Origin of the sequence: Methylobacterium sp. B1, from assembly GCF_000333255.1 — a bacterium.
In the GTDB taxonomy this organism is placed as follows: Bacteria; Pseudomonadota; Alphaproteobacteria; order Rhizobiales; family Beijerinckiaceae; genus Methylobacterium; species Methylobacterium fujisawaense.
Window position 1 is genome coordinate 1 of the sequence record NZ_BACT01000781.1, and the last position, 13,072, is coordinate 13,072.

Below are 13,072 nucleotides of genomic sequence, written 5' to 3' on the forward strand. Positions count from 1 at the left end.
GTGGACAGTTGTAGGGCGAGACGGACCCCCATCATACAGGCGAAAGCGTCCCGGCGCTTCGCGTTGACGTTACGGCTTCCCCCCGGGAGCCCGGTTACCTGAGCGGATTAGGACCGCTTAAACATCCCTATGTGTCAGTTTGCCTTGAGAAGGCAACAAATTTTTCTCGTTATCACCTGCGTTAAAAGCGGTTCTTCCACGCTCGCAAGGCGACGAACACCGCCTCGGGATCGCTTTCCGGCGGTAGGTCGACGGACCGGGCCAGGGCCGGCTGTCCGCTGCGCAGGAACGGGTTGGTCGCCCGTTCCGCGCCCATGGTCGAGGGGATCAGGAAGCGGCCTTCCGCCTTGGCGCGCTCGGCCTCGGCGAAGCGCGCCTTCAGGTCCGGATTGTCCGGATCGGCAGCCAGGGCGAAGCGTGCGTTGGAGAGTACGTAGTCGTGGCCGCTGAACACCTGCGTCGCGTCGGGCAGATCGTCGAAGCGCCGCAGGGAGCGGTACAGGGTCTCGGGCGGGCTCTCCATCACCCGCCCGCAGCCGAGGGTGAACAGGGTGTCCCCGGCGCAGACGAGGCCGGCCTGGGCGAACCAATAGGTCACGTGGTCGGCGCAGTGGCCCGGCGTCTCCCAGACCTGGGCTTCCAGGCGGCCGATCGCGACGGTGTCGCCCTCTCGCACCGTCACGTCCACCTGAGGGACCGCGTCCCCGGCCTTGGCGGGGGCGACCACCCGGGCCCCGGTCGCCTGCTTCACCGCCGGGATGCCCTCGACATGGTCGCCGTGCCGGTGCGTGACGAGGATGTCGGTCAAGCGCCAGCCGGTCTCGTCGAGGGCCTTCAGGACCGGCCCGGCCTCCGGGACGTCGATCGCCGCGCAGGCGCCGGTCGCCGGATCGCGGATGAGCACGCCGATATTGTCGCTGCGGCAGAGGAAGGTGCGAATCTCGGTCTCGGCGGCCATCGGACGGGGTCTCCCAGGAACGCGAAGGGGCGCGAAATCTGTTGCCGTGAACAGGTGATGGTCCCGCCGGGTTCCTCGGACGCTTGCCGCGCGGCGCGCGGCTCACCATTGAGTACAACGACCGTTCCGATCGCGATCTTCTGTTCCCATGCGTCTCGACGTCAACGGCTTGCGGGCCTTCTACGCCAGCCCTCTGGGCCGCACGACGCATCGTGTGGTCGGCCGCGCGCTCCACGATTTCCTCGGCTCGGTCTCGGGGCTGCGCGTCCTCGGGATCGGCTACGCGACGCCCTATCTCGGGCCGGTCCACTATATCGCCGAGCGCACGCTCGCCTTCATGCCGGCCACGCAGGGCGTGGTGAACTGGCCGAGCACCGGGCGTTCCTGCGCGGCTTTGGCCGATCCCACCATGATGCCGCTGCCCGAGGCCGCCATCGACCGGGTCATCCTGGTCCACGCCCTCGAATCGGTGGAGAGCCCGACAGAGCTGCTGCAGGAGGTCTGGCGGACCCTCACCCCGGGCGGCCGCATGATCCTGGTGGTGCCCAACCGCCGGGGCGTCTGGGCGCGCCGGGAGGCGACGCCCTTCGGTCACGGCCAGCCCTACAGCCGCTCGCAGCTCGGACGGCTGATGCGGGATACGCTGTTCTCGCCGGTGAGCTGGGCCGAGACCCTGTACATGCCGCCGGCACGCTCGCGCCTGATGCTGCGCACCGGACCCGCCTGGGAGTGGCTCGGCACCAGCCTGTCCCTGCCCTTCGCGGGCCTGCACGTGGTCGACGCGACGAAGCAGCTGTACCGGCCCGTCGCCGTGCAGCAGGTGCGGCGCGCCCGCCGTCTCGCGCCGGCCCGTGTGCTGGTGCCGGCCCCCTCCCCGGGCTGATCCGGATGCGCGATCCCCATCCACGGCGGTCGATGGTCCAGGACAGCGTGCGATCCGGTTGGACCTGATGAGCCTCGACCTCACCACCCAGCAGTTCCTGCTCGCCCTGTCGGCCCTGTTCTCGATCGTGAACCCGATCGGGGGTGCGTTCATCTTCGCGCAGGTGACGAGCGCCTTCAGCCACGCCGAGCGCGTTCTGCTGTCGCGGCGGATCGGCGGTTACGCCGCCCTGGTGATGCTCGGCGCCCTCTGGGCGGGTACGCCGATCCTCAATTTCTTCGGCGTCACGCTGGGGGCGCTGCGCATCGCCGGCGGACTCGTGGTCATGTCGTCGGCCTGGACGCAGCTAAACCGGCCGGAGGCGCGGGAGGCGCGCAAGCAGGCCGAGGCCTCGGGCTCGGCGGGCCGCGGCGCGGTCTCGACAGAGCCGCAGGGCGATCCGGCACCGGGCCCCCTCTCCGACATCGCCTTCTTCCCCCTGACGCTGCCGTTCACCACGGGACCGGGGACGATCGCGGTTGCCATCACCCTGGGGGCGAACCGGCCGACGGCCTATGCGGAGCGGTTCAGCTTCTACATCGGCGTCACGCTGGCAGCCCTCGCGGTCGCCGCCACGGTCGCCGTGCTCTACGCCTCCGCCGACCGGGTGGTGGCGTTCATAGGCCCGGCCCGCGCCCGGGTGATGGGCCGCCTCTTCGCCTTCCTGCTGCTGTGCGTCGGCACGCAGATCCTGGTGAACGGCCTCCTGGACGTGTTCGCCCCCCTCGCTGCGGCCCGCTGACGTCCGCGCGCGCACCCGTCATTCGCGAAGTGCTGAGGGCCGCCCCGGATCGGATCGTTTCGACGGGCCTTTCCCGTCACATGCCGGATATGCGGAGGGGTCCTCTATCCGTCCGGACGAATCTGCCAAATTGACGATTAGGTCTGCCGTATATCGATAAATGTAAAATAATAACTCATATAATCGACGATTATTGCGTTGTAATAAAGTATAAATCTTTTTTAATGATCGCACGTTAGACGGAGATTTGAGAGGAAAACTGATAAGACATGGCTTGCGTCGTTTCCTGTGGCGCGCCAGATCTTTCCAGAACTCGGCTGCGGCGAAGCGAAAGCTTCCGGGTCCAACCGTCGAAGAAAGAGATCCAGGAACGGAGTGCCTACCGTGGCGACGGACGCCAATCCGAGACGCCTATCGCCGGGGGGACGCGAAGGGACGGCGCACGCGACCGCGCTCGGCCCAGGCCAGCGTCACCGGTGGGTCTCTCCGCCCCGTCGGCACCGGCATGATCGGATCCTTCCCTCACGAAGGCCCGAGAGCCCTTTGCGCGATCGCGCCGTCGGGAGCCCGCACCGCGTCCCCGGAGCGCCCGTGCGGGCTGGTCCCGTGACCCCCGAATGCCCGCAGGCCCGGTGCCGCGCGTGCCGAGGCCGTCCTGCATGAATCAGCAAGGAGACAGCGCATGACCGACACGTCCCAGAGTAAAGTTCCGGCCTGGTACAGCCCGGACGAGATCCAGGACATCCAGCGCGATCTTCTGGGCTCTGCCGCGAAGGTTCTCGTCCTCTGCCTCGGCGGCAAGGGCGGCGTCGGCAAGACCACCATCGCCCTTCAGGTGGCCGATCTCTGTGCGGAGGCGGGTCCGGTGCTGGCGATCGACACCGATCCGGCCAACCGGCATTTCCACACCGCGCTCATGCAGGAGACCAATCCCGGCAGCGACAATTTCGTGGCGCGCAGGTCCGGAATCACCGGCTTCCGGCAGCGCCTGCGTGCCGAAGACAGCACGGGGCGCGTCGACCCGACCCTGTGCCAAGACCTGATCGAACGGGTCATCGAGACCCCCGAACGCTTCATCGTGGTCGACTTCCCGGCCGGCGATACCGAGACGACGCGCCGCTGTGCCGAGATCATCGTGGAGAGCTGCCGGGAGGCGAATATCCGCCTCGCCGTGGTCGTCGCGGCCGGCGCGGTCGATCCCACCGCCCTGGAGGTCCTCAGGGAACTCCGGCCCATGCTGATCGAGTGCGATCGGGCGATCCTGGCCAAGAACACCGCCCAGGCGACGAATTTCGATTATCTCGAATCGTCCGATCTCGTGCGCTCCCTGCGCAAGCAGTCGAACTTCCGCGTCATCGAGGTGGAGCGGATCGGCGAGCGGCTGATCGAGGCCCTGCGGGTCCAGCACATGACCTGGCAGGCCCTGGCGAACAGCGCGCCGATGCGCCTTCGGGTCGAGGGCCGCCGCCTGCGGCGCAACTTCCACACGGCGTGGCGGGATGCCCTTCGGCCGTGACCAACCTCGAGCGGTTCTACCGGTCGGTCCATGGCCGCGATCTGCAGCCCTGGGAGCGCCAGCTCGCCGTGCGGATCGCGGCCGCCCTCAACACCACGACGGACGACGACTTCGTCGTCCACCTGCTGCTCGTGTACATGTCCACCAACGCCATCACCAACATGTACAACGAGCTGGTGGCGGCGCGGAATCGTCTGGCTGAAGACAACCAGGATCTGATCCGGGCGCTGACGGCCGACCTGCGCCGCAACAGATTGATGAGCTACGTGCTGCTCGGTGTGGCAGCCCTCGGCGTCCTCGTGAGCGCCGGGATCCTCGGCACCGTCCTCAGCCTGTCGCACGGGTCCGCGGCCAGCGCGACGCGGATCGCCGCCGCGCTGGAGGCCTGCGGGCAGCGCGGCGCCGCCGACACACCGCGCGGGTTCGGGATCGGCCGCTGATCCAGACGCATCCGGATTCCACTGCGGCGCCCGGTGCTGCGCCGGCAGCCAGGATTGCGTAAGCCTATTCGAGCCGGACAGACACGCTGTCGCTGGCGCCGGTCGCATCCAGGACCGAGATCCGGGCGAAGCCTGCGCCCCCCGGCACCCATTCTGCCCGCCGTCGCGGCGTCTGAATGACCGGCTGACCATCGACCAGCCAGGTGAGCGGTGGCACCCCGCCCAGGGCCTTCAAGACGAGGCCCGGACCGCCATCCGCCGCGCCGTGGGCGTCCGCGCCGAGGCCGAGATCGATCCGCGCCCCGTCCGGCGGATACGCGATCCGCAGCGCCGGGCCCGCCGTCTCGGCCGCCTCGCGGCGCAGGTGCTGCAGCGGCGGCGGCAGGCGCCCCGTCCCCACGACCAGCGCATCCCGCGGCTGCGGGACCGGCTCGGGCTCGATCCCGAGGCGCGCGAAGGCGTCGAACAGGAGCGGCGCCGCGACCGTCCGGCCCACGAGCCCCGGCACCGCGGCGCCGTCCGGCCGACCGGCCCAGACGACGACCGTGACGTGACGGTCGAAGCCCGCCGCCCAGGCGTCGCGGTACCCGTAGGAGGTGCCGGTCTTGTAGGCGATGCGATTGGGCAGGGCGTTCTCCGGCGGTGGTGTCCCGCGCAGGATGTCGGCGACGTACCAGGCGGCCACGGGCTCCGCGACGCGGTGCCGGGCTTCGGCCGCGACCCCGTCGGCGCGGCGCAGCAGGTCTGGAACGGCGCCGCCGCGGGCGAGCCCGGCATAGAGACGGGCGAGATCGGTGAGCGTGATTCCGAGCCCGCCCAGTGCGACCGGCAACCCCGGCGCGGCCTCTCGGGGGAGCTGGATCCCGGCCCCGGCGGCGCGCAGCCGGGCGATGAAGCGGGCGGGCCCCACCGCGTCCATCAATTCGACGGCCGGCACGTTGAGCGAGAGCTGCAGGGCCCGGCGGGCCGTCACCGTGCCCTGGAAGGTCAGGTCGAAATTCTCCGGGGCGTAGCTTGCCGAGAAGCGGGCGGGCCGGTCTTCCAGCAGCGTCTCGGGATGTGCGAGGCCGTCCGCGAAGGCCATGGCGTAGACGAACGGCTTCAGCGCCGAGCCGGGGGAGCGCACCGCCAGGGTCATATCGATGGCGCCGCGCCGGGACGGGTCGAGGTAGCCGGCGCTGCCCACCTGGGCGAGCACCCGCCCGTCACGATTGTCGAGGACGAGGAGCGCGGCCGAGAGGTCCGGCCCGGCGGCGGCTGCGCGCTCGGCCGCCAGCGCTTCCAGTCTCTCCTGCAGGCGGCCGTCGATGGCAAGGCGGATCGTTGCAGCCTCCGGGTCGGCCGCGACCGCCTCCTCGGCGGCATGCGCCGCGAGCATCGGGAACGGCCGGCGCGCCGTCGGCACCGGCTCGGCCCGGGCGGCCTCGGCCTCGGCCGCGGTGAGGATGCCGCGGGCCTGCGCGACGGCTAGGACCCGATCGCGGGCGGCGCGGGCGCGCTCCGCGAACCGGTCTGGGCGGCGGGTCTCGGGCGATTGCGGCAGGGCGACGAGGAGAGCCGCCTGCGCCGCGGTCAACCGCACCGGCTCCCGCCCGAAATACGCGATGCTCGCCGCCCGGACGCCCTCCAGCGGACCGCCATAGGGGGCCAGCGCCAGATAGAGATCGAGGAGCCCGGACTTCCCGAGACGTCGCTCCAGCGCGACCGCGCGCACCATCTGGCGGAGCTTGGCCGCGAGGGAGCGTTCCCGCCGCGGCTCGACCAGGCGGGCCACCTGCATCGACAGGGTCGAGGCACCCGAGACGATGTGGCCCCGGACCAGCCACTGGAGGGCGGCGCGCAACACCGCGGCCGGATCGATTCCTTTATGATCGGCGAAACGGCGATCTTCGAAAGCGAGCAGCATGGCCCGATAGCGTGGATCGACCGTCTCCGCGGTGACCGGCAGGCGCCAGCGCCCGTCCGCCGTCGCGAAAGGGCGCAGCAGCGTGCCGGCCCGGTCCAGCACCACCGTCGAGCGCGCCTCTGCGGGGCTGAGGTCGAGGGGGGGAAGCGCGTCGGCGAAACGCCAGAGCGCGCCGACGCCGGCCACAAGGAGGCTCAGACCGAGCGCGGCGGCTCCGAAAGCCAGCCGCGAACCGATGCGCCGCGCCCGCGGGGGCACCGGCCTGCTCGGATCGGACCCGTCGTGCGGCACGCATCCCCCCGGTTCCGGCTCCGACGGCGCAGGATTTACCGTTCCGGCGCGGCCGACAAGTCCCCCGGCGATCCCGGGCGCCGAATGCGCGCGACCGTCCGGTCCGGGTGAGCCCGGACCCTACGCCGTGCCGACCACGCGCAGGTCCTCGAGCACGGGGCGATCCGGGCGGTTCATCCGGACCGGGAAGGGCACGACGTTGGAGGGCATCGAAGCGCCACCGGGCTGGAGGGCGCCGCCGCCTTGCTGGGCTTCGTCCAGCGCCCGATCCGCTTGAAATAGGTCCGCCTCGCCAGCCAAGCGGGAATAGGCCTGCCCTTCTGCATGATCTGCCCCTCGTCGAACCGACCCGCGTCCCCCTCAGACACGCAACCCGTACGCGCCGAGCGTCTCGAATCGCGGCTGTATGCGCGATACCATCGGATCCCGGGGCACCCCGCATCCCCCGTTTGGGTGACGCGGGGCGTGAGGGCCTCCGGTCAGGCGGCCGCCGTCTCTTTCGCGCGCTCCAGGGCCAGCTTGGTGACGGCCACTTGGTCGATCTTGCCGGTGCCGAGCATCGGGATCGCCTCCAGCACCACGACCTCGGCCGGGATCGCCACGTCCGAGGCGCCACGGCTCTTGGCGAAGCTCTGATAGGCCGCCCGGGTGGCGCCCGTCTCCTGCGTGAACAGGACCAGCCGCTCGCCCTTGCGCGGGTCCGGCAGCGCCGCCACGGCGCTCGGACGATCGGGCCAGAGTTCGGCGGCCAACGCCTCGACGCCGGCGAGCGAGACCATCTCCCCCGCGACCTTGGCGAAGCGCTTCGCCCGGCCCTTGATCGTCACGAACCCCATCGGGTCGATCGCCACGATGTCACCGGTGTCGTGCCAGCCCCCCGGCGGCGGCTCCAGGACGCCCGGCTTCTCGGCGCGCAGATAGCCCAGCATGATGTTGGGGCCGCGTAGCGACAGGCGGCCGCCCTCGTCGATCCCCGGCACCGGGTCCAGGCGGGTCTCGATACCGGGCAGGATCCGCCCGACCGTGCCGAAGCGGTTGAACATCGGCGTGTTGAGCGCCACGACCGGTCCGCATTCGGTGACGCCGTAGCCCTCCAGGATGCGCAGCCCGAACTTCTCCGCATAGGTCCTCCGGGTCGTCTCCTTCACGGCCTCGGCGCCGGCGACGACGTAGCGCAGCGAGCGCAGGTCGTAGGAATGGGCGGCCCGGGCATAGCCCGTGAGGAACGTGTCGGTCCCGAACAGAACGGTGCTGTTCGAGCCGTAGATCAGCTCCGGGACGATCCGGTAGTGCAGCGGCGACGGGTAGAGGTAGACCGGCACGCCCGAGACCAAGGGCAGGATCAGCCCGGCCGTCAGGCCGAAGGCGTGGAACACGGGCAGGACGTTGAACACCTTGTCCATCGGCCCGAAATCGATCCGGGCCGCCACCTGCGCCACGTTGGCGAGCATGCAACGGTTGGCGAGCACCACACCCTTCGGCGTGCCCTCGCTGCCCGAGGTGAACAGCACCGCCCCCGGATCCTCGCCGCGGCGGGCCACGAGGGGGCGCCGGGGCGCGAGAAAGCCCCGGATCTTGTCCCCGGTGGTGATGCCGGCCCGCACGTCCTCCAGGTAGACGAGCTCCACCGAGTCGCGGATCGCCTCCACGAGCGGTCCGAGCCGCCCCTTCTCGATGAAGGCCCGGGAGGTGAGGATCCGGCTCACCTCGGCCGCCCGGCAGGCGGAGAGGACGTTGGCGGGGCCGGCCGAGAAATTGATCATCGCCGGGACCCGGCCCGCGGAAGCCAGCGCGAAGAGCGTCACGGCGGCGCCGTTGGCGTTCGGCAGCATGACGCCGATCCGCCCGCCGAGGGGCGCGAGGGGCATCAGCTTGCGGCCGAGGATGTTGGCGCCCATCACGAGCCGGCCGTAACTGAGCTTTCCGCCGACCGGGTCCTCCAGGGCGTTGCGGCGCCAGCCGTGAAGCTCGCCCGCCTCGATCAAAGCCGCCATCAATCCGCGGTCGATGTCGGTGGTGCGGAACACGAGGTCCGACATGACCCCGTAGAGGGCCGCACCGGCCGCCTGCCGCCGCGCCTTGCCCTTGAGGGCCGGGTCCACCGTCAGGCGCACCGGCGGCATCACCGTCACGACGACTTTGGGCCACCAGCGGCGGCTGACCTGCCGGCGGGAGAGACGCGAGAAGGCGGTGCGCTCCAGCCCGTCGATCTTCACGGGCACCACCATCGCGTCGGACTTGTCGGCGATGAGCCCGGCGCCGTCATAGACCTTCATCAGGCTGCCGGTGACGGTGAGCCGACCTTCGGGGAAGATGATCAGGGTCTCGCCGCCCTTGACCGCATTGATCAGCGTCCGGGTGGCCAGCGGCCGGGTCGGGTCCAGGGGCATCGCCTTGGTGACGCGCAGGAACGGCCGCACCCACCAGCGCTGCGCGATCCCGCTGTCGATGGCGAAGACCGGCTCCTGCTCGAGGAGCGACAGGGCCAGCGGCGCGTCGAGGAACGAGACGTGGTTGAGCGCCACGATGGCGTTCGGCCCGGCCGCCGCGAGGTTGTCGAAGCCCCGGACTTCCAGGCGATAGAAGGCCCGGAACAGGATCGACAGGGCGTCGCGGAACGGGCTGGTCGGCAGGGTCGCGAACACGATCGCGCCGACGAGGACGTTCAGCACGGCCACCACGGCGAGAAGGCTCGCGATCGACAGGCCCGCGCCCTGCAGACCCGCGAGCGCCAGGGTGCCGGCCACCATGAAGGCCGCCGTCATGACGTTGACCGCGCCGATGATTCGCGCCCGCATCGCCTTCTCGGCCCAGGCCTGCACGGCCGCGAAGGACGGGACGATGTAGAGGCCGCCCGAGACCGCGAGTCCGAGGAAGTCGATCCCGGCGCGCAGGCCGTGGCCGGTCTGCAGGAACGCGAGGGGCCCGATCGGCTCCGCGGGGGGCGCCGGGAGATGGCCGACCGTCCAGGCGAGATCGAGGCCGAAAAGCCCCATCAGAACCGCGCCCACCGGCGTCGGCAGCAGCACGATCCGGCCGCTGGCGAGCCACGAGGCGAGGCCGGAGCCCAACGCGATGCCGATGGAGAAGAGCGCCAGGAGCAGCGTGATCACCGTCTCGGTGCCGTTGAAGGCGCCGCGGACCAGGACGGGCAGCAGCGACAGCACCACCACGCCGACGAGCCAGAACCAGCTCACGGTGAGCGAGCCGCGCCACAGGCGCGTGTCGGCCCAGAGGTCGCGCAGCAGCGCGTAGGTGGAGCGGGCGACGTTCGGGTCGACGCGCAGGTCCGGTGCCCCCTCCCCGGTCGCCGGGATCATCCGGGCCGAGAGCCAGCACAGGACGGCGAAGCCCATCACCAGGGCGCCGAACACGATTCCGGACCCGCCCATCGCCGAGGCCGCGCCCGCCGCGATCGTCCCCAGCAGAATCGCCAGGAAGGTCGCCGCCTCCACCAGGGCGTTGCCGGCGGGCAGCTCCTCGCGCCGGAGATGGTCCGGTAGGATCCCGTACTTGATCGGGCCGAACAGGGCCGCGATCGTCCCGAACAGGCCGAGCGCGACGAACAGGATCGGCACGGAATGCAGCAGGAAGCCGAGCACGGCGGCGCCGGCCGCGAAGATCTCGGCGAACTTAAGCCGCCGGGCCATCAGGGCCTTGTCGTACCGGTCGGCCCACTGGCCGCCGAGTCCTGACAGGATGAAAAACGGCCCGATGAAGACGGCGCTCGCCAGGGTCACCAGGACGCCGGCATGGGAATCCGCCTGGCCGCCGATGCCGAACAGGATCAGGAAGGCCAGCGCGTTCTTGAGAAAATTGTCGTTGAACGCCGAGAAGAACTGGCACCAGAACAGCGGCGCGAACCGCCGCGCAGTCATCAGGGTACGGAACATGGCATTCTCTCGGTTCCGACCCTGACTGGCCTACGAGAGACGGTCAGGTCAAATCGGACCGATGCGAACGCACAGGGATCACGGCCGTCGCGGTGTCGGACCGTGTGAACCGGCACCGCCCGTGGCGGATCGGCCGGCAGGCCGCGTCAGGTCTTCGGGGCCAGGCGCTCCTTCCGCCCGACGTGCCGGGCGATGAGGGCGTGCAGCGAGGCGCCGAGGTCGTAGGACCAGTACATGTGGGCCGCGAGCGTCGTGATCACGAAGAGCGCGGCCCCGGCCGCACAGGCCGGCAGCAGCAGCAGGAACGTCAGCACCATCCCGACGGCGGTCCGCTCGGCCAGAGAGGCCTGCGGCCAGGGATCGATCGGCAGGGAGAAGCGTCGTCCGGTGCGCATGGCTGCGACCCTCGATGGTTCGGCATGACGCGGTACAGGCAGTCAACAGCTGTGGCCGTCGGACGTTGCGTCGCCGGAACGGAAATCGGCCGCCCCGTGACGATGCGGCCCGGTCCGACGACGCAACCGAGGGCGCCGATCCGTGTTGCCGGTTCGATCTGTCGACGGTGAGGTGGGTATGGCACGGGTTGCGGTCGTCACTGGGGGCACGGCCGGGATCGGGCTCGCCACGGCCCATGAATTCGCTGCGCGCGGCTGGTCGGTGGCGGTGATCGCACGGGATCCGGGTCGTCTCGCCGCGGTGGAGCGGGCGCTGGCCGCCTACGGCCAGCCGGTCCTGGCGATCGTGGCCGACGTGGCCGATTCGCAGGCCGTGGACGAGGCCGCGGAACGGGTGGAGCGCGAACTCGGCCCGATCCGCGCCTGGGTCAATAACGCCATGTCGACCGTGGTGAGCCCGGCTGATCGGATCACGCCGGACGAATACCGGCGGGTCACCGAGACGACCTATCTCAGCCAGGTCTACGGGACGCTCGCCGCCTTGCGCTACATGAAGCGACGCGATCGCGGCGCGATCATCCAGGTCTCGTCCGGTCTGGCGATCCGGGCGGCGCCGCTGCAGGCGCCCTATTGCGCGGCGAAGTTCGCGGTGTCGGGCTTCACCGACGCCCTGCGCTGCGAGCTGCTGCACGACCGGGTCAATGTCAGCCTCAGCGTGATCTACCTGCCGGCGGTCAACACGCCCCAGTTCAACTGGGCGCGCAACCGCACCGGGCACCGCCAATTCGCGCCGGATCCGGTCTTCGACCCGCGGCTCTGCGCCGAGGCGATCCTGTACGCGGTCGAGCATCCGCGCCGGGAGGTCTGGGTCGGGCGCTCGTCGATGATGATGGCCGCAGCGCAGGCGCTGGCGCCGGCGCTCGCCGACCGCAAGGCTGCATCCATGTGGTCGGCGCAGCTCTCCGACGAGACCATCCCCGCCATGGCGGGCAACCTCTACGAGCCCGTGCCCGGTTCCGTCGGGATCGACGGCCGATTCTCCGACAGGACCAAGGCGAGCCGGACCGAGTTCGCCACGAGCCGCACCCGCGATCTCCTGGTCGCCGGCCTCGCCGGGCTGGCGCTGGTCGGGCTCGCCGGCACCGTCCATGCCGCCCGATCGGCGCGCCGGCTGCCTCAGAGGACCTGACGGCTGCGTCCGAGCGCGCCGCCTGTTACACGATCCGCCTCGAGGAAGGTCCACCACGATGCCCGGCTACCTGCCCTTCGCGGGCGCCCTGAAGCTGCCCGCCTATACCTGCGACAATTGCGGCTTCTGGCAGCGGCACTTCGAGACGCCGGCCGCCTGCCCGATGTGCCTCGACGCCCGCCACGTGGTGCCGCAGGACGGCTGGCGCTTCCGCACCGCCCGCGAGGCGCAGGAGGCCTTCCCCTGTCACTGGCAGGAGCTGGAGCCGGGCGTCTGGCGCTTCTGGAACGAGCCGGTCTCCGGCATCGGGCCCTCCGCCTACCTGATCCAGACCGAGCACGGGAATATGGGTTTCGAGGGCTGCCCGGTCTTCAGCGAGGCCGCCCTCGACCAGATCGCCCGGCTCGGCGGCATGGCGGTCCTCTCGGCCTCGCACCCGCATTCCTACGGGGCGCTGCCGCAGCTCCAGGACCGGTTCGACCCGGAGCTGTGCCTGCCGGCGGCCGACTTCACCTGGAGCGCCGCGCTCCAGGTGAGCTGGCCCTACGACGATTTCCTCGAGCCCCTGCCCGGCCTGGAACTGCACCGGACCGCCGGCCATTTCGACGGCCACGCGGTCCTGTACGACCGGTCGCGGAAGATCTGCTTCTGCGGCGACGCGCTGAAATTCGAACTCGACCCAGACGATTTTCGCCGCGCCACGACGATCTCGGCCCATAAGGCCTTCGTCCGCGGGGTACCGCTCACGCCGAGCGAACTGCGCCACTACCGCGACGTGTTCGAGCGACTCGACTTCGTCCAGACCTGGACGCCGTTCGAG

At 70.5% G+C, this 13,072-nt stretch carries 10 protein-coding genes; 6 read left to right on the forward strand and 4 right to left on the reverse strand.

Annotated elements, in window-relative coordinates:
• Positions 1-181 precede the first annotated feature (181 nt).
• Positions 182-958: a hydroxyacylglutathione hydrolase gene (gene gloB, locus I53_RS22665; protein ID WP_043354964.1), complete on the reverse strand. Its 777-nt coding sequence runs from the start codon at positions 956-958 to the stop codon at positions 182-184.
• Between the two features lie 148 nt (positions 959-1,106).
• Here gloB and I53_RS22670 point away from each other — a divergent pair, with 148 nt between their 5' ends.
• From I53_RS22670 to I53_RS22685, 4 genes are all read left to right on the forward strand, one after another.
• Positions 1,107-1,841, forward strand: coding sequence for a methyltransferase domain-containing protein (locus I53_RS22670; RefSeq protein WP_043354966.1), 735 nt, complete (start codon positions 1,107-1,109; stop codon positions 1,839-1,841).
• Positions 1,842-1,908: 67 nt separating this feature from the next.
• A complete protein-coding gene (locus I53_RS22675; RefSeq protein WP_043354982.1) occupies positions 1,909-2,622 on the forward strand; it encodes a MarC family protein in 714 nt (237 codons plus the stop codon).
• A gap of 682 nt (positions 2,623-3,304) precedes the next feature.
• Positions 3,305-4,138, forward strand: a complete 834-nt coding sequence (locus I53_RS22680; RefSeq protein ID WP_043354968.1) for an ArsA-related P-loop ATPase — start codon at positions 3,305-3,307, stop codon at positions 4,136-4,138.
• Positions 4,135-4,578 (forward strand): hypothetical protein, encoded by a 444-nt coding sequence (locus I53_RS22685; RefSeq protein WP_043354970.1) that lies wholly within the window; start codon positions 4,135-4,137, stop codon positions 4,576-4,578. The genes I53_RS22680 and I53_RS22685 overlap by 4 nt, the downstream gene beginning before the upstream one ends.
• Positions 4,579-4,642: 64 nt before the next feature.
• Here I53_RS22685 and pbpC read toward each other — a convergent pair whose 3' ends face one another.
• From pbpC to I53_RS22705, 3 genes are all read right to left on the reverse strand, one after another.
• Positions 4,643-6,775, reverse strand: a complete 2,133-nt coding sequence (pbpC, locus tag I53_RS22690) for a penicillin-binding protein 1C (RefSeq protein ID WP_043354972.1) — start codon at positions 6,773-6,775, stop codon at positions 4,643-4,645.
• A 479-nt stretch (positions 6,776-7,254) separates the two neighbouring features.
• Positions 7,255-10,668: an acyl-[ACP]--phospholipid O-acyltransferase gene (locus tag I53_RS22700; RefSeq protein ID WP_043354974.1), complete on the reverse strand. Its 3,414-nt coding sequence runs from the start codon at positions 10,666-10,668 to the stop codon at positions 7,255-7,257.
• A 146-nt stretch (positions 10,669-10,814) separates the two neighbouring features.
• On the reverse strand, positions 10,815-11,063 hold the full coding sequence (locus I53_RS22705) for a hypothetical protein (RefSeq protein ID WP_043354976.1): 249 nt from the start codon (positions 11,061-11,063) through the stop codon (positions 10,815-10,817).
• Positions 11,064-11,241: 178 nt separating this feature from the next.
• On the opposite strand from I53_RS22705, the gene I53_RS22710 reads away from it, so the two are divergent.
• Both I53_RS22710 and I53_RS22715 read left to right on the forward strand, forming a co-directional pair.
• On the forward strand, positions 11,242-12,252 hold the full coding sequence (locus I53_RS22710) for an SDR family oxidoreductase (RefSeq protein ID WP_043354978.1): 1,011 nt from the start codon (positions 11,242-11,244) through the stop codon (positions 12,250-12,252).
• A gap of 58 nt (positions 12,253-12,310) precedes the next feature.
• A partial coding sequence (locus I53_RS22715) for an MBL fold metallo-hydrolase (protein ID WP_043354980.1) occupies positions 12,311-13,072 on the forward strand: 762 nt, incomplete at its 3' end.